The following is an 18,872-nucleotide window of genomic DNA, read 5'->3' as shown; positions in this document are numbered from 1 at the left end:
TCACAAAATAGATACCCGTTGGATCATGGAATTTGTATTTCTCAGACATCCTGTAAAATATAAAATTCTTCAAGTTTAGGCCTTTGCTCTCAGCCATACTTTGCACGCGTTACGCTGAAAAAGCTAAACGCGCGCTATTGGTCGCCCAAAAGGCTTCCTTTTTTATTTACCCAATCTTTATAGGATAGCTGGAATAACTAATTAGTTATTGAAATTACCAATATCATCCTAGTTGCTAACGGGACATCCAGCTCAAATAAATCATTGACCAGACAGCTCAGTCTCCAATTCTTCTAGTGTTTTTCCTTTTGTTTCTGGCATGAAGAACACTGCGAAAATCAACTGGAGCACCATCATGAACGCAAAAAATAGGAATATGGGCCAAGGGTTAATTCTGAACATATCTATCACCACAGGGCCTAATAAGGTGATAAGTGCTGCAAAAACCCAATGCGTACCTGTACCAAACGCCTGACCATAAGCTCTGATTTTATTAGGAAAGACTTCTGCTATAAATACCCATATCACGGCGCCCTGGCCTATGGCATGGGAAGCTATGAACAACAATATGGAACACAGTAAGATGAATGCGCCTAATTCAAAGTAAAACGAAATAGCAATCATACTCAGACTAAAAATATAGCCTACCGACCCCAATACAATTAATTGTGTCCTGCCTGCTTTATCTATCAAAACCATCCCTAGCATGGTAAAAACAAGATTGATGCCGCCAATCGCTATCGAATTATAGAGAGACTCTTTAGCCGCCAGGCCAGCTATCTCTAGGATTTCTGGTGCGTAGTACAGGACGAAGTTGATACCCGAAAGCTGATTGAAAAACGCGATTAAAAAAGCAAGTATCAATGGTGTCTTGTATTTCAATAAAAAGGATTTTTCTGCTTTCCCTTCGGTCTCTGGTGTGTTGATCTTCTTTATTTCTTCCTCTACATTTCCAATGCCTATCTTTTCAAGCACTTCTTTCGCTGCCTTCAAATCTTTTTTCACCAGGACCAGCCATCTTGGGCTTTTTGGTATAGAGAAAACAAATACCGCATAGATCGCTGCTGGTATGGCTTCTACACCAAGCATCCATCTCCAATCATTAGCACCATCGAATCCTTTCAACAAGTAATTGGAAATAAAAGCGATAAGTATCCCAAGCACTAAATTGAATTGGTATAGTGCAACTAATTTACCTCTGTTTTGGGCTGTTGAAATTTCAGAAATGTATGTAGGTGCGGCAACCGTTGAGGCTCCTACACCCAACCCTCCAATAAATCTAAAAAAAGAAAAGCTATAAGGATCTGGTGCCAGTCCCGACCCAAGTGCCGAAACAAAATATAACACACCCACCCATATCAGTGTGTTTTTTCTACCAATCTTCTGGCAAGGAATACCTCCCATCAATGAACCAACGACAGTTCCCCAAAGTGCCATGGACATAATAAATGTGCCGTGAAACCACGGACTGGTATTCCAAGCCTCTTTGATAGGTAGATTTGCTCCAGATATGACTACTGTATCAAACCCGAAAAGGAATCCGGCCATCGCCACTACGATGGAATAATAAAGTATGTTTTTTTGCATTTTATTGTTTTTGTATATGAAATATTGACAACTGTGAAGTAAAGTTTAAATCGTATAATGGCTTACTTACTCATCCATGTGGCACCAATCTGAAATTTCTGTTTGATAATCATATCTAGTTATTTTATCAATTCACTTGGTGAATAACCAAATTGCTTTTTAAACCGCCTACTAAAGTATAGGGGGTCATTGAACCCTACTGAGTTGGCTACTTCAGAGACATTATAGTTTTTACTTTTTAATAGGTAAGCCGCTTTTTTCAATCGTATGGTTCTGATGAATTCATTGGGAGACATATCGGTGAGCTCGGTAATTTTTCTGTACAACTTTGACGAACTAAGTGCTAATTCTGTACATAGAAATGCAGGAGTTAAATCAGGATTTCCAAGGTTAGCTTCTATGATCTCCTTTATTTTTGAAATGAGGTCAATATCCAATTGTGAATGCGCCAAGCTGATCACATCGCTCTCTGTTTCATCAGAAAACTGCTGCTTGAGATCCAGACGGAGATTAATGATATTATCTATTCTTGATTTCAATAAAGAAGGATCAAATGGCTTGACCAAGTATCCATCCACCCCGATTTTATATCCTTTGATCTTATTTTCATTTTCTCCCAGTGCTGTAAGTAATACTACGGCAGTGTGACTTATTTTTTCATCGCTTTTTAGTGCTTCCACAAATTCAAAACCATCCATGATAGGCATCATCACATCCACCACACATATCACTGGTTTCACTTTACGACATAGCTCCAAGCCTTCTTTTCCATTCTCAGCTCCGTATACTTTGTAATGTTCCGAAAGAAATTCGATGATGTAATTTCTAAGTTCTGAGTTATCATCTATGACCAACACGGTGGACTTCACGTCTGTGTTAGACTTGGGTGTCACTTGGGCGATCAAAGGTTTCAGGTTTTTCGAAGAAGCCAAACTCAAAGTGTTGGGTTTTTCTGCGATAAAGCTTGAGATCTCACTGCTTTCAAATGCATCTTTTGACATCGGCAGCTCTACCGTAAATATGCTTCCTGAATTGGTAGAGCTCTTTACAGATATACGACCCTTATGAATATCCACTAGCGACTTCACCAAGGACAAACCTATTCCTGTACCTGTAGTGCTTTCCTTACTATTGTTGGCTTGGTAGAACCTAGAAAATATTTTCTCTTGGCTTTCTTCAGGAATTCCAATACCATCATCACTCACTTCAATCAGGAGCGTTTTTGAATCATTCTCTTTTACCCCGACAAACAAATCTACATGGCCGTGGCTACTGGTGAACTTCAGCGCGTTAGAAAGTAAATTGTATAGTATTTTATTGTACTTATCTACATCTATCCAGCAGACCAGCGACTCATCTTCTACATTAAAATTGAAATTAATATTTCTTGACTGTGCTAATTCTATGAAAGAATAAAAAATATCGTTTGTGTTGGGTAAGATGTCTACCTGAGAAACATTCAACTTGATCTCTCCAGCTTCAGCTCTTCTGAAATCAAGAATTTGATTGACTAACCTCAACAATCTATTAGTACTGTGACTGATCAGGTTGGCTTTGTTTTTTGTGAATTCATTACTTCCTTCATGCTCCAAAATTTGCTTTACTGGCCCCAAAATTAGCGATAGTGGTGTTCTTAGTTCATGCGAAATATTGGTGAAGAATCTCAGCTTTTCATTGTTGAGTTTTTCGTCTCTTTCCCTTTGCACCTTTTCTGTCAACAAGGCTTGTTTCAGGCTAATACGCTCTTTAATCTGTCGCCTAGTGAAATAAATAATTAAAGACAGCAACACAAAAATTACCGCTATCCCCAAATTGCTCGCCCAGAAAGGACGCAATATGATGATATCATAGGAAGAGACTTCACTCCATTTTCCATCGTTATTTCTGGATCGAATTTTAAACGTATAGTCACCTGATATCAAGTTGGTGTACTGCACAGTCCTTGAGTTGCTTCCTGTTTCAATCCAGCCACGATCAAACCCCTCTAGCATATACTCAAACGTATTCAGTCGTTGGTTGCTGAATGAGACATTAGAGAACTGAATAGAGAAATTTCGATTGTTGTATTGAAGACTTACACTTCTAGAATAGTTCAAATCTCTTAAAAGAGGTATTTGTCCATTTAATTTAAGTCCAGGCAATACCAATTCATTATTTACTTTGAACTCAGTTATCACTGGCTTAGAAGACCACTCGTTTTCCTCAATATTTAGAGGAGAAAAGTAGATCACTCCATTTTTGCCTCCGAGATAAATTTTTGAGTTATCAAAGTTGTAGAACCCGCTAGAACTAAATACATCCAGCCTGTTTCCACTATTCACATGATAAATATTAGTGATGTGTTTATCTACATCGTATCTGGCGATGTTGTTGTTGTTCATGTTCAGCCATAAATATCCACTGGCATCTTCTACAATATCCGTAACCCATTTACCATTTAATTCTTTAGGTTCTGAAATCGTTTTGAAAGTTTTGATTTTTGGGTCAAAAACCGCCAAACCCTCTCTGGTGGCAGCCCATATCAATCCTCGGGAGTCGATGATAACGTCACTAACATTGGCATGTGGTAGGCCATTCTTCGTCTCAACATTTTCGTTGTAATGTATGGACTCCCTATTCTCTACATTATACCTGACCACTCCCGTTTCAGTAGCAAACCACAGGTTTTGATTAGTATCCATGGTCACTTTATTGATATCAATACCTGGAAGAAGGTGCACTGAAGGTTTGAAGGTGTGCTTGTTGAGAAGCAAAGCACCCTCTCCAAAAGTACATACCACCAACTGATCCTTGAATTCTACAAAACTAAAAATGGGTGACTTTTTAAATCCAACGTCAATTATTTTGGACTGCTTATTAAGATGGTTATAGACCAATATTTTCCCATTCCAAAGACCACCGTAAAAGAGGACTCCGTCATGAGAATAAATACTGGCTATGTCATAATTTTTATTCAAAAGCGGCACAAAATCGCCATGATCTGAAATGAATAGTCCATTGTGCCGGGTCGCCACAATAACTTCATTCTGGCTAGTCTTAGAAAACCCTCTGATTCGAGGCGCCTGATTATCTATGTATTTAGAGATGTCCTTATTAATCTTAAATTGATTTTCGTACGGATCGTACTTGTCCAGGCCCTCCTCCGTGCCAATCCACAAGACACCTGATGGATCGAAGTAAAGCGCCGAAATCAAATTATCGACCAGAGACTTATCTTCAGACAATATTGAATAATGCCATTGAAAATCTCCTTCTTTTATGTCTTCCAGTGCATCACAAACGAGCAAACCACCTAGCGTACCCAGCCAATACTTACCATCTGGGGCTTGTGCTACACATAAAAAATAGGGACCCAATTTTTCCCTAACCTCGTTATTAGCAATATGCAAATTCACGAATGTATTGAGGGCTTTATCAAACTTATACAGTCCCTCTCGGGTTCCTACAAAAACATCACCCTTTTCATCTTCATACACGAAATTCAAATAAGGATTAATCGCTGAAGAGCCCGGAATCGACAAAGTGAAATATTCGATTTCTGAAATGATTCCTGTGCTGCCAAGTTTGATTTTAGCCAATCCGGCCGTTTCATAAGCACCTACCCAAATATTGCCTTTCGAATCTTCATAAATTGCCTTTACATAGTTAAAGCCCTCCAACGGTACTTTGGTAAACGTATTTTTGTCTGGCTCAAACAAATAAAGTCCGGCATCCTTTGTGCCCACCCAAACACGCTTAAATTTATCCAGATAGACCGACCTTATTTCTTCATCCGGCAAGCCATTTGGGTTGGTTTCATCTGACAAATAGGTCGTAAATACATGCGTGTCTATCTGTAGATGAGACAACCCCTCACGTGTACCAATCCACAAACTATTTGTAGCACTATCAAGCGACAAGGCCGTAATATCATCATTTTGTATGCTATTAATACTTTGATCAAAACTCAAATAGTTTTGAAATTGAAACCCATCAAAACGGTTGAGTCCATAAAAAGTACCTAGCCAAAGAAAGCCCTGATTGTCTTGAACAATATGTCTGATTGAATTGTGGGATAGTCCATCCTTATCATTGTAGTGCTCAAATTTTATACTCTGAGATTCAGCGCACAAAGTTGAAATGATCAATAAAAGAGATATGACTATGCTTTTTCTCATTTGCAGATTTTTACATCCAGTAATCTAGTGGTTTCTTCATTGTATTAGAAATGATTGAATATGGGTGATTTATTTATCCTTTTCTACAAACTCTACATTTGTCAGCTTGACTACAATAGGATTTGGCCAGATTTTATTATTATATACCCGATGCGCTCTGGTGATTGATAATTGTAGATTGCCATTCTCCTGAACTTTGAATTTTGACTTAGGATTATTGTTTGGTGAATATTCTACCACTAAATCATTTTGTCCTAGAACTGATATCTCCGTCTTTTTTGTTGGTTTTATACTTTCAGTAAAAAACAATCGTCTCCTTCCTTTAAACCACTCCGGTTGATTAGTAATAAAAACGTAAGCTGTATTTTCATCTTTGGCTTTGGTGTACCATAGGTCACCTTCTCTGATGACACTTGGCACGGTTCTAACATTCTTTACCGCTTCGTTGTTGATGAACATCCAAAGTGCAATTTCACGCAAGCGTTCTTCCTGCTCGATTGGAATTTCGCCATTAGGCTTGGGCCCAACATTCATCAAAAAGTTGCCTCCTTTGGCTCTGATTTCTATCAATTTGTTGATTAAATCACCACCGTCTTTGTACTCCTCGTTGGTAGGTTTGTAAGCCCATTGGGTACCCATAGTCATGCAAGTCTCCCAAGGGCCTGGCATTGGCGCATCTGGGATTTTTTGCTCAGGGGTATTCATTTCTCCTCTGGTGATGACAATATCTGGGTATTTTTCATGGACATACTGCACCAGGTTGCCTTTTGAAAAGGAATCAAAAAAAGCAATATCTATTTTACCATAATTGGTGAATAACTCATCCACCTGATCTTTAGCATACTCAAATAACTCTTCATTTTTTGTCACCTGCGTCATGGGACCTTTTCTGGATATCAGATGACCCTGTTTATAAATGAAACTAAAGTCTTCGGGAGAGAAATAAAGTCCCACTTTCAAATCATACTTTCTCAGTGACTCTACCAACATACCCACGATGTCTTTGCCGTAAGGCGTATTCATAATATTGAAATCGGTAGTTTCTGTATCCCACATACAAAACCCGTTGTGATGCTTGGCGGTGAATACGACGTACTCCGCACCCGTAAGTTTGAACAATCTGGCCCATTCGTCTGGATCGAATTTATCTGGATAAAACGTTTTGGGTAGCTCGTTCATGTAGCGGTCAACATAATCTTCCGAAGCACCGACCATCGAGTGACTAATCACACTGCCCAGCTGCGAATCCATACTCCAGTGTATAAAGATGCCGAAGCCCATATCCATGAATTCTTCATTCAATTCTGGCTTGTTTCTGAGCTGACTAAAAACCGACAGGCTTACTAAACTCATTAAAACCACTAATGCGTATTTTTTGTATTTGATCATACTTTAAATTCTTAATAAATCTCTTTCATCATCCTCCTTATATATTTCTCCTTCAATCAATGGCCAGGAATCAAAATTTCTGTTTAATTTTTGATCATTTTCAGACACCATGACCCATTGATTCTTTTTTGCTTTTACATTGTACTTCAGCAATAAACCATTGGGAAATTTGAATTGACTTTTCAATAACTCAGGATTAGAATTTTCTTTTACTATTTCTTCGAAAATTGCAGAAGAATCTACCTCTTCAAATGCTGTCATTATTCCTAGGCTATCTGCAGCATATGTGACGATTGTCACACCTTTGCCACCAGAATAGAGCGACCAGTTTCCCGATTGAGCAACCGCCTGCATATGTTCAGGAACGATAACGGATCCAGCTGCACAAGCAAAGTTTTTATATACTCCGGTATTGTTCCATTTCATGAAATTATCCCCTGGGCCTGAGAGGTGAAAAATTTCTGAAAGATGATCTGATGTATCATCTAGGAATAAGCAAATTGGTCTAGCGACGATTCGCGATTTTTTACCCCTGTTTACTCCTCCAGCACTGATTAGGAATTTTTTTCCAGCTGAGCTAATCTCTGGGCACGCTTTTGGGCCATGTCCCTGACGAACGAAATAACCATTCCCTTTTTCAAACAGCATCTCCACAAATCGATCAGACGGACGATAAGGCATGCATGCTCCCATCAAAGCATGTCGACCACCCGCACCCACATTTTTGTCATAATTCCCAATTTCAGAATAGCTCAGCCAGGATTTAATAAATGCTGAGTGATAATCAGAGGTGAGTTCCTTTATATTTGCCTTTTCGTATCTCCTGCGCATAGGAGGATAATGCTTCAAATTGAGGCTACTAAGGGCATAGCTCCAGTTGATATAATCAAGCACGTCTCTGGCCGTTTGGCTGACTTTTTCCGAGGCAAATGCCTCCAGATTGAGTAGAGCAGTGATGGTATAGCCTAGATACGGAATGGAGTTGAACTCATACAGCCCATTGATTTTCATTTCACCCATTAAGGATAAAAGCTTTTCTTCCATACCATTCTGCACATTGTCATAATAGCTGTCTGAATTTCCATGCTGCCTGATCCATCTGTTTTTCAGGTATCTGGAACCCTCAGTCATTAGCATATGATTTTCAGTTTCGAACAACAATCCCAAGGTTTTGGGCGTAGTGTAGCTGAAATTGCCTCCATCTTCTGAAAGTAGCACATTTAATAAATGTTCTTTGGTTTCAGGATAGATGAGATCAGGTTGGTCGCCAAATTTCCAGAAAATCGTTGTGAGGATGGTCAATGGAAAATCATAGTCCCCCTTGAGGTTCATAGACCATGAAGAACCGCAATTTCCCCAAACGGTCATTTTTTTTATGATTTCATTGACCTCTGGTACGTTTTGCTTCAGCATCAATCTAGCCAAGAGAATCCGGGTGGTACTACCTTTTCTCAAAAGCATCTCATTGGTGATGGGCAGATCTGCAAAGACCTGACATATACTATCCGCAAAAGCCGATTCCTTTTTCCATTCCAGCGTCCTTTCATAGGGAACAGCGATGTTCCCGGGAGTTATCTCAAAATCACGATACTTTATCGCGCCAAAAATCTGCGATTTGAGTTGCTTGTTGTTGAATACTATCAATAACAGCAGAACAACCATTGGTATCCCTAATAAAAATTTTAATATTTTTTTTACTGGCATAAATATTTAATAATTCTTCGGGGTTAAGAATCCCCAATCACATTTTTTGGTGAATAAGAAAAATGCTACAATAATTCTATTTTACAGTTCAGAGTTGATTTGAGCTGTATTAATTGGAGCTTTCTTATTGGAATCATCAGTCATTTGAAGTACCATGTTTCCACCTTTTGTGATTTGACTGAGACGGATCGCATTTCCTTCTGCAGGTTGCTCATTTATTGTCACAGATTCCACATAAACATTTGTATCGCTATTGTCTAATGACTCAATGACGAATGTAGAATTAGCATAATAATCTGGATTTAGCTCAATGCTAATTTTATCAAAAATGGGGCTTCCAATTTGATATTCCGGGTCTTCATCCACGCCACCATTCATCTGAAACAATCCTATTTTCATTAGCACAGCCAAGCTCCCCATGAGCCCCTGATCTTCATCTCCATTATACCCAGACGATGATGATAACCCACTAAACGTTTTTTTAACCACACTACGCGACCAGTATTGGGTAAGATCCGGACGGCCTATTTTATTGAAAACAAAAGCGGTCTGAATAGATGGCTGATTTCCGTAGTTAATCGGGATTTTTCGGTATTCAGGATGTTCTTCCAAATCGTGCGAGGTGCCTGCGGTAAAACCCAGTTCGCTTGCAGTAACAAATTGATTGTTTAGTTTTTCCACAGCTTGCTCCTGGCCTCCCATCAGCTTGGCCAGTCCTGGCAAATCGTGCGGTACAAACCAAGTGGCTTGGGCACTATTGGCCTCTACAAATCCCACTCTGTGCTGATAAGGGTCAAAATCTTCATGCCATTCACCTTTTACATTTTTTGGACGCATCCATCCTGTACTTGCATCGTAGACGTTCTTAAAGTTTTCGGAACGCTTTAAGAAGTAGTTGTAATCGTCTTTATGGCCTAATTTTTTAGCCAGTTGTGCTAGTGTCCAATCTTGATAGGCGTATTCCATTGTAAGACCTGCTCCATCCTGATGCCCTCCAAATTTTCCTTCAGGTATAGGGTAAGGTACAAAGCCATTTTCTACATAGTATTTGAAACCTCCACCAGAATTGGTGTTGTGCTCGTAACCGGCCTTTTCCATGATACCGCCTGGCATATGGTTCTTTTTCAATACTTGATAGATACTTTCTAAATCTTCCGTGATTAAACCCTCCTGAATGGCACTTACAATAAAAGGAGTGCTAGAAGAACCTGTCATGACGTAAGTATAATTTCCTCCTGACGGTCCTCTGGGCACCAAACCGCCGTCTTTTTGATATTGCAAAAGTGACAATACAAAGTCTCTTTTGATTTCTGGATACACGAGTCCCCAGAGCGTATTGATCGTCCATTGCGCTCCCCAGAACGAATCGGAATTGTAATGATTGAATTTAGGTTTTCCATTCTCATCAACTGGTAATTGGCCAACTCTAAATTCCGATCCCGTATTGTCAGGATATGCTCCGTTGGCATCACTTATGATTCTTCTCCCTTGTAGTGCATGCCATAGATCTGTGTAAAATCTTTTTTGATCAGTATCTGACCCTCCTTCTACTTTAATCCTACCCAACAAACCATTCCATACTTTTTTGGATTGAAAAACTATTTCATCAAAATCCCAATGTGGAAGTTCCGCTTTAATGTTATTGCTGGCATTATCAATAGATGCATAAGAGATCCCTACTTTCATTAGCACTTCACTTTCAGGATTAGTGAGGTTAACCAAATAGTTGCCGGTCTTCTCATCTTTATCTATAGAAGCAATATCGGTATTCAGTTCTACTTTAAAGAAAACAGTGAATGGCTTAGGTCTCCGATGTGTGGGTTTCATCACTACTTTACCCGAAAGCGCTCTATTACTATCTTTAGTTAACTCACCATTGAAATTTTCGCATGGTCCAAGCATCGTATTAAGATTAAACAATACAGCTGCGTCTTGACCTTTTGGAAATGAATATTGGTGAAATCCAACACGTGTCGTGCTGGTCAATTCTGATGTGATCAGATACCTGTCTAGTTCTACATAATGATATCCAGGTGAAATTTTTTCGGTTTGGTGGCTAAACTTGGAAGAAAAATCTTCATAAATGGTGTTTTGGTTAGTTTCGGTAATTGTGACTGGCATCACTGAAACACCCGACATTTGCCAGGCATGAATATGACTGAACCCTTTTATTGTATCCGTGTTGTATCTATATCCACTTCCCCATGCGCCGTCAATTTCAGTATCAGGGCTCAGGTTTACCATTCCAAATGGTCTGCTCGCTGACGAAAAGTAAAACCATCGGGAGTTCTCTGTATCAAGCGTAGGATACACCAAATCAGATAGAGATACGGTTTGAGGGAAATTATCCTTTGTTTTTGCTTTCTCTATGCACGAGCTCAAAGCGCCCAGCATGAGGAAAACAATCATTTGGATATATAACATTTTATTATTCATACTCATAAAATTGTTGTTATGAAAGTTGACACTACGTTGCTAATGGGTAATAATTAGCTGAGTAAATAAAGGCAGGCACTAAATGTCCTGCCTTTATAATTCAACTATATACCCAAAACCTATTGTTCGTTTTGTTTTCGCAACAGCGATTTAGTATCCATCATTTTGAGAAATTGTAGGAATAGATCTATCCACTTCCTTCTGAGGAATTGGACGTAAGTAGTGCGTATTCGACATATTTCCTAATTCTGCTGTCCAAGGATTCATCGATGAAGTACGCTCAATCAGTTTCTCCGTTCTTTTCAAATCAAACCATCGGCTATATTCACCCAACAATTCTCTTGCTCGCTCATCTAAGATCATATCAATATCCAAGTTTCCGCTTGCTCTGTAGGATACTGTTGTCATTGAAGCTAGATTGGCTGGTTGTGCTGCACACAGTGGGTTGCTACCAGCATTAGTTCCAAGTGCTCGATCAACTATTGTATTGTAATAAGCCTCAGCACCTCCAAGGTCGCCATTTGATGCCCCTTTCAGAATCGCTTCTGCTGCAATCAAGTAAGCTTCAGCAGAACGGAACAGGGCAAGATCGAATGTTCCTTGCGCTTCATCGTAAGGAAGGCCTGGCTCCCAAAACTTCCACATCAATGGAGTCATATCCTCCTTATGATAAGGCGTAACTGCATTGATACCGATTTCGTCCAAATTCAATACTGCGTAAGGCTTGCTGCCTCCTACGTCCATGCCTTTATCTGCATTGCTAGCTGGGCTGTTCCATGGAGGAAAATAAAGTACCGTATCTCCTGTAGCAATATTGATAGTCGTACCCGGATTATCTAAATCAGGCACAAAATCAGCCACATCACTCAAAGCATACATGGCCTCATTGAAATTGTGATGGTATCTGGTATCTAGCGTCGGATCAAACAATCTATAGGTAGCAGGAGTAACGATATAACGAAACCTTGAACCGTAGGCATTATAATCTCCCGTTCTTCCTAGCGACCCAGGAATGTCTTGCGCATCGCCACCAAAAATAGAATGGTAATCATTACCTAGTTGATATTCACTAGGCTCATCGTTGTCACTACCATTGGTTAAAATATTGTCACTATACTGTACGGCAAAAACTATCTCTGGATTTTTATCATTCTGTGCAGGGAAAGTTTCTTCCAATGGGTTCTCAGCGTGAAGCGGAAACAAATTCTTGTATTCTGACTCCAAAGGATAATCAGCTATAATCATATCAGCATATTCACGAGCCTTGTCAAAATCAGCCTGACTTCCTCCGAGCGAATTGTCGAAATTCCAGCCCCTCGTCAAGTGAACTCTGGCTAAAAGAAACCTTGCAGCACCTTTAGTTGCTCTACCATAATCCGTATTGCTTTGAGTAGGTAAAACAGCTTCTGCCTCTTCCAGATCGAGAATAATTTGATCGTAAACCTGCTCGGCAGATACTTTGATCACTTCTCTACTGGCAGTAGTAACTTCTTCCAATGGCATTGGGATATCTCCCCATTGTTGTACGGCATAGAAATAAGCATAAGCTCTAAGGAATTTAGCCTCTCCAACTCTGATAGCGAGTAGTTTTGCGTCCATTCCTTCAATATCTCCTTGTCTGGAGATCGCTGTATTTGTCCTAGAAATTTGATTATAAAGCAAATCCCATAGATTCGTAGCAGCGCTCACATCAGGGGTAAATCGAGCGTCATAAGCATTTAATTCATTACCCTGGTTTCCACTACCTGCTTCATCCCATGATAAACCTGTAAACAAGTCGGTTCCCAACAATACTAAATCGCGCTCTTTGTGTATTTCTCTAAGCTTAGTATAATTTGAGCGAACCAAATCTTCGAATCCCTGCTCAGTAACGTAATAATTATCTGTAGTCTGATAAGAAACCGAGTTCTCATCCAAAAAGTCCTCGCAACTGGTACCGAACAAAGTCAGTAGTACCAGTGACATTATATATTTTTTATTAATAAGTTTCATATTATAATATTTTGTTATTGGAAATAAACCGACTAGAATGAGAAATTTAAACCAACCAAATACGTCGCTGATGGAATACCATCGTTGTAAGTGCTGGTATTAAATTCCGGGTCCATTCCATCAAAATCATGAAAAACAAATGGATTGGTTACTTGAGCATATACCCTAAAGTTGCTGAAACCGAATTTTTCCAATGCTGTTCTTGGCAAGGTATAACCGAACGTTATATCAGAGATTCTAACAAAACTTGCATCCTGATAGAAAATAGCTCCTCTGTAAGGGTTTGATGCAATACCAGGCCCATAGTATTCATTAGAAGGATTGTCTACTGTCCAGTAATTCATGTTCAAAGCATTGTATCTGCCAGTGCCCACTTCACCCATAGTTCCTGAGAGCATACTATTTCTATATGTAGCTCCTTGGCTGGTATAGATCAAGAAAGAGAGGTCAAAATTGCCATAGGTCAACTTATTGGTGATACCCATGGTCCAGTCAGGCTGTTCAGAACCTAAGACTGTTCTATCATCTATGTCTTCATTTGAAGATATCATACCATCGTCATTTTGATCTACCACCTTTACCGAACCAGGGACTTGATCGTACTCAGCTGCAGCAGCAGCTTCATCCAATTGCCAGATTCCGTCAAACTCATAATCATAGTGAGCTGAAATAGGGTGGCCTACGAATAGTCCTGTGGCGATATCTTGCTGTAACCCCGCAGTACCAATAGAAAGTACTTCGTTGACATTTCTAGAAAAGTTGATACTTGTGGTCCATTTGAATTTATTCTTAACAATATTCACTGTATTCAATGACAACTCTACACCTCTGTTAGCTACCTCACCGACGTTTGTGGCGATCTCTTCGAATCCTGTAGATGTCGGAATTTGTTCGTTGTAAATCAAATCAACCGTTTTTCGGCTATAAACTTCCAAACTAGCACTGATCCTATTGTTAAGAAATCCCATATCAATACCGATATTCAATTCCTTACTTTTTTCCCACTTCAAGTTTCTATCTGCTAAATTTTCAGGGGCAAACCCAAATGCAGGTGAACCATCAAAATCGTAAGGCGTATTGATCAACTTCGCTTGTGTACTATAAGGATCAACTGCACTGTTTCCTACTAAACCATAGCTCACTCTCAATTTCATATCGGAGATGGCATCGATATTTTGGATGAAGTTTTCCTCTCCTAATCTCCAAGCCACTGCTGCTGAAGGGAAAAAATCCCATTTATTGCCCTCGCTCAATTGCGAAGCACCATCCCATCTACTGGTAAGTGTTAGTATATACTTGCTTTTGAAACCATAAATCACTCTTCCCATATAAGAAAGCAATGATCTTTCAGTCAGTTTTGTAGTTAATTCTGCAGGTCTTCCTGTACCATAGGCGTACCATAACGAATTGTATGGAATTTCATCAACATAACTATCCATTTCTTCATTTCGTTCTTGGAAGCTACTTTGTGCACCTGTAATAGTGAAATCATGATCACCGACTTCCTTTTTATAGGTGATTATATTATCCAGTGTATAATTGGAAATATCATCAGTTTGTCGAAAGGATCTTGGCAATAGTGTGGTTTTTCGATCCTTGGTCATCGTCCCTCTGAACTGACCAAATCTTGAATTATTTACACTTGCTGAAAGGGAAGATTTAATGGATAATCCTTCAATAGGCATCAACTCTATGTAAGCATTACCAAAAAAGTTATTACCTCTCGTCTCATCCTGAAAATTGTATGGGTCACTTTCTATCAGTGGGTTTAGTACCTGCTTATCGTTGATACCCATCCATGCAGCATATCCATTCCATTCAAAATCCTGGTTTTCGTCAGGGTTCAAAATATCATCATAATATGGCACACCTGTTGGTCTCGCTCTGTATGCACTTCTCAATGCTTCATTCGAGCCTACTTCTCGTTTTGTATTGCTGTAATTTGCTGTAAATCCAATTTTCAAGAAATCAGTTACCTTGCTGTCCATGCTACCTTTGATGTTGTAGCGCTGAAATTTTGTATTGTCCAAATTTCCTCCCTCATTCAAATAACCAGCTGAGAAGTGATAGTTAGTATTGTCACTTCCACCACCGACTGAAATAGAATGATTGGTTTGCATGGCTGGTCCAGATATTTCGTCTAGCCAATCTGTACTTTTGCCAGAATTAACCATATCAAGTTCAGTAGAAGTAAATGTCATTGGCGTACCACCATTTAACTCATGATCTGTGACACTCGCTTTGTAAAACTGCTGAGCATTCATCATGTCAGGTAAATGAGCTGGTGTTTTCACACCAACATAGCCACTATAGCTTACTACTGGTTTACCTTTCGTTCCTCTTTTGGTAGTAATAAGGATCACACCATTAGCTCCTCTAGAACCATAAATCGCTGTTGATGAAGCATCCTTCAAGATATCCATAGATTCAATATCAGAAGGATTGAGTGCATTCATATCTCCACCCATGACACCATCAATAACTACCAATGGTTCGTTGCTATAATCTATAGAACTCAAGCCTCGAATGTTAATGTCATAGCCAGCCCCTGGTCGGCTATTTTGTTTAGAAACAATCACACCCGCAACCTGGCCTTGTATGGCTTTGGCTGCTTGAACTGGATTAGCTCGCACGATATCCTCAGTTGCAACTGATCCAATCGCACCAGTTACATCTTTCTTTTCAACTTCACCATATCCTATAACCACGATTTCCTCCATTGAGGTAATGTCTGGTACCATGGCCAAATTGATCACTGATTGTGTTCCAACGGTAACTTCTTCGGAATTGAACCCGACGAAACTAAACACCAATACAGAATTTTGACCTGGCACATTAAGCGAATAGTTACCATCAATATCAGTTACTACACCAACTGCAGTTCCTTTTATTAGGATACTTGCTCCTGGCAAAGGCACATTTTCATCATCTGTTACTACTCCAGATACTTTGGACTGTGCCCAAGAAGTACTCGTGTAGCCTAATAGAATGACTATCAATAAGAGTTTAAGTTTTTTCATAAAAATTTAGTTTTGTTTTACATCATATCAGCCCATCATGCTAGGGGCTTCACTATTCGAAATAGCACAATTGCTATCACTATAAAATGGATATTTTATCCAAAAACATGGATATCCATTTGTCATGTCTGTACAGCTCGCTCAATTTGGCCTATACGCCTCAAAAAGGCAGATTTCAACAATCGTTCTCGTTGGGCAATAAATAGCTTACTTTTAAACCATTTATCACAGGTGTCCATGCTCCCGATTAATATATCCATGTACTTTTAATTTGTGATTACTTGAATTCAGAGCATACATAGAAACATACTGCACTTTGTAGTCTGAATCTAAACATACTCAGCAGTTCAAGATAAGGAATTGGTTTTATAGCAGCTTAGGCCGGAGATGGTGCTCTGTAATTCATGCCAGAGCCAGGTTAATTCTGATAGAACAAGAGCAAATTACTGTGTTTTCAGCATGTTCTTCCCTGATTGTAATTGAATAACCTGGTGATTGTTATCTAGCTCCATATCATTCAAGGTCAGTTTAGTGTATCCCTCTTCCCCAAGGTCGAATTCTCCCGACATATTGGATGGGATTTCAATGACATAGTATTTTGAATCGTCAGGGAGCAATGAGTATGCAACTTTTATTTGCCCTCTTAGGGTAGGGACAACAATAGCGCTTGAAGTCAAATCGCCTAATTGAGGCTTTATAGCAACCGATTCATATCCTGGCGTTTTCGGCTTTATGCCCCATAAGTACCTTGGAATGATGTTAGCCGGTGTGGCTCCCCAGGCATGATTCCAATCTGCATTGGGTTTATATTTCATATCCCAGGCTTCTAATGTAATGGTGGAGCCAATTTTTATCATGTTGTACCAACTCCGGTCATGAGTGGCTGTCATTAAGCCCAAAGCATATTCCGATTCATTGGCTTTATACATAGCTTCCAACAAATATTGAGATCCATAAACACTACAAGCCATGCCCCTAGACTTGACAAAGTCTGCGACAGAATTTTTGTTTGCTTCTGGTACAATATCAAAGGCCAGTGCCATCATATTAGCGTGCAGAGAAGAATGATTTGTTCCTATTCCATCTATATATGCACCAGCTTCAGGATTGAAGAGTTTGTCATTAATGGATTGCTTAACTTTTAATGCTAATTGGTTCAACTCCTCCGCTTCATCAGCTTTATTCAAAACCTTAGCAAACTCGGCCATAATCTCCAGATTTCGATAGTACAGACTATTCACCACCGTATTGATCGGTTTGAAAACAAACCCGTCGCGTTCACCTGCAGCTGTGGCCAATTTCCAACCAGTATCTTTTTGAGCTGGCGGCCAGTCTACGATATCCTTTAGTTTGTCCTTGGGGTTGGTGAAACCAAGCTTTTTCATAAACTTGGGTGTTGCATTGTCAGAACTGATCAGGCCGTCTGCTCCGCGCAACTCCATCAAGGTCTTGTGTTTCAGTTCCTCATAGTACTTCTCAATAAGTTCTGTATTTCCGGTATACATATAATCTGCATGAAACATGAGCGCTACGTGCAATTGCCACTCTGTAGGCCAGGTAGGATGCTCCATGAAATATTCGATGGTTTGTCGTGCCATGGCGAATTCCCTATCTGTGGTATAATGACTCAACTGGTTCAGATAGGCATCTGCTTCATAAGGAATGCGCTCGCGATCTCCATCAACATACAATCCGGCAAAAGTGGTGGCCTTAATCGAATATTTGCACAGGTCCCAAATGGCATTCAACGTACTATCTGAACTGGTGAAGTAGCTGGCCTTATCTTCCCAATAGCCATGGTAAAAAAGCTGGGTAAAATCATCCGCTTTTAGCTCACCATTGACTCCTTCAATTTCCACATATCTAAAAGGCAAAAGCACGGGAAACGAATCTGGCAATTGGACGGCTCTGGGTTTGGTGTTTCTTTTGTCTGGTTCTATTTTCAATAAGTATTGCGTCTTTTCGGGACTGATAACCACTTCCACCTTTTGGTAGCGAATGGTTTTTTGAGGGTCTCTGTTTATTTTGCCATCAACCAGCTGCTCTCCAATATGGACAACGAGGGTGTCATTTATTGTTGATTCGTACGCAAAAGCAAGCGTGGCAAAAGCCGCTTTTCCAAAATCAATAAAATAGGAATCAAAACTCATCTGTTTGAATACCGTTGGTTTGATGCTGTCTATCTGAAAAATATTAGCACTCGTGATGAAGCCTTCTTCCTTGCCTATGGTGAAGGATTGAAATTCTGAGAATGACGATTCGGTATCGTTTGTATCCCATGTTTTTACTTTCCAAAAATAAGTACTGCCTTCCTCCAGCGACTTGCCTTCAAACTCTACATTGATTGACTGCTGACTTGGTACTTTTCCAGAATCCCATACATTTCCGTCATTTTCTGCTATCAAATCTCTGGTGGAAGCTACTATGATCTGATAGGCAGTTTGTTTGCTTGCCGAATTGGGAACCTCCCAGGCAAATTCTGGTTTGGCATCTACAATCAGAGTAGTCTGAGGTTGCCTGATATATTCGACACTCAAATTTTGAGGATTTAAAGAGGTTTCGGTATTTTCAGCTTCCTTGCAAGAAA

At 39.7% G+C, this 18,872-nt stretch carries 8 protein-coding genes; all 8 read right to left on the bottom strand.

Features of this window, described 5'->3' with window-relative positions; all coding sequences use genetic code 11:
• Positions 1–261: 261 nt before the first annotated feature.
• The 8 genes from ABJH98_RS17625 to ABJH98_RS17590 all read right to left on the bottom strand — a co-directional run bounded on the left by ABJH98_RS17625 (position 262) and on the right by ABJH98_RS17590 (position 18,822).
• On the bottom strand, positions 262–1,587 hold the full coding sequence (locus ABJH98_RS17625) for a sugar porter family MFS transporter (RefSeq protein WP_348309096.1): 1,326 nt from the start codon (positions 1,585–1,587) through the stop codon (positions 262–264).
• A gap of 119 nt (positions 1,588–1,706) precedes the next feature.
• Complete coding sequence (locus ABJH98_RS17620) at positions 1,707–5,744, bottom strand: two-component regulator propeller domain-containing protein (RefSeq protein ID WP_348309095.1); 4,038 nt, start codon at positions 5,742–5,744, stop codon at positions 1,707–1,709.
• A gap of 69 nt (positions 5,745–5,813) precedes the next feature.
• Entirely contained in the window at positions 5,814–7,133 is a 1,320-nt protein-coding gene (locus tag ABJH98_RS17615) for an alpha-L-fucosidase (RefSeq protein ID WP_348309094.1), read from the bottom strand.
• A gap of 3 nt (positions 7,134–7,136) precedes the next feature.
• A complete protein-coding gene (locus ABJH98_RS17610) occupies positions 7,137–8,837 on the bottom strand; it encodes a hypothetical protein (RefSeq protein WP_348309093.1) in 1,701 nt (566 codons plus the stop codon).
• Between the two features lie 81 nt (positions 8,838–8,918).
• On the bottom strand, positions 8,919–11,273 hold the full coding sequence (locus ABJH98_RS17605) for a GH92 family glycosyl hydrolase (RefSeq protein ID WP_348309092.1): 2,355 nt from the start codon (positions 11,271–11,273) through the stop codon (positions 8,919–8,921).
• 150 nt (positions 11,274–11,423) lie between these two features.
• Positions 11,424–13,238 carry a RagB/SusD family nutrient uptake outer membrane protein gene (locus tag ABJH98_RS17600; protein WP_348309091.1) on the bottom strand — a complete coding sequence of 605 codons (1,815 nt, stop codon included), beginning with the start codon at positions 13,236–13,238 and terminating at the stop codon, positions 11,424–11,426.
• A 59-nt stretch (positions 13,239–13,297) separates the two neighbouring features.
• Positions 13,298–16,285: a TonB-dependent receptor gene (locus ABJH98_RS17595; protein WP_348309090.1), complete on the bottom strand. Its 2,988-nt coding sequence runs from the start codon at positions 16,283–16,285 to the stop codon at positions 13,298–13,300.
• Between the two features lie 443 nt (positions 16,286–16,728).
• Complete coding sequence (locus ABJH98_RS17590; protein ID WP_348309089.1) at positions 16,729–18,822, bottom strand: alpha-L-rhamnosidase C-terminal domain-containing protein; 2,094 nt, start codon at positions 18,820–18,822, stop codon at positions 16,729–16,731.
• Between the last annotated feature and the right edge of the window lie 50 nt (positions 18,823–18,872).

This window comes from Reichenbachiella sp., assembly GCF_039969095.1.
GTDB lineage: Bacteria > Bacteroidota > Bacteroidia > Cytophagales > Cyclobacteriaceae > Reichenbachiella.
This window is presented reverse-complemented; position numbering and strand designations above follow the sequence as displayed.

What these genes read in the sequence shown, in the direction of transcription:
- ABJH98_RS17625 (WP_348309096.1), bottom strand. Translation starts at nt 1,587, where the DNA reads ATGCAAAAAAACATACTTTATTATTCCATCGTAGTGGCGATGGCCGGA.
- ABJH98_RS17620 (WP_348309095.1), bottom strand. Translation starts at nt 5,744, where the DNA reads ATGAGAAAAAGCATAGTCATATCTCTTTTATTGATCATTTCAACTTTG.
- ABJH98_RS17615 (WP_348309094.1), bottom strand. Translation starts at nt 7,133, where the DNA reads ATGATCAAATACAAAAAATACGCATTAGTGGTTTTAATGAGTTTAGTA.
- ABJH98_RS17610 (WP_348309093.1), bottom strand. Translation starts at nt 8,837, where the DNA reads ATGCCAGTAAAAAAAATATTAAAATTTTTATTAGGGATACCAATGGTT.
- ABJH98_RS17605 (WP_348309092.1), bottom strand. Translation starts at nt 11,273, where the DNA reads ATGAATAATAAAATGTTATATATCCAAATGATTGTTTTCCTCATGCTG.
- ABJH98_RS17600 (WP_348309091.1), bottom strand. Translation starts at nt 13,238, where the DNA reads ATGTCACTGGTACTACTGACTTTGTTCGGTACCAGTTGCGAGGACTTT.
- ABJH98_RS17595 (WP_348309090.1), bottom strand. Translation starts at nt 16,285, where the DNA reads ATGAAAAAACTTAAACTCTTATTGATAGTCATTCTATTAGGCTACACG.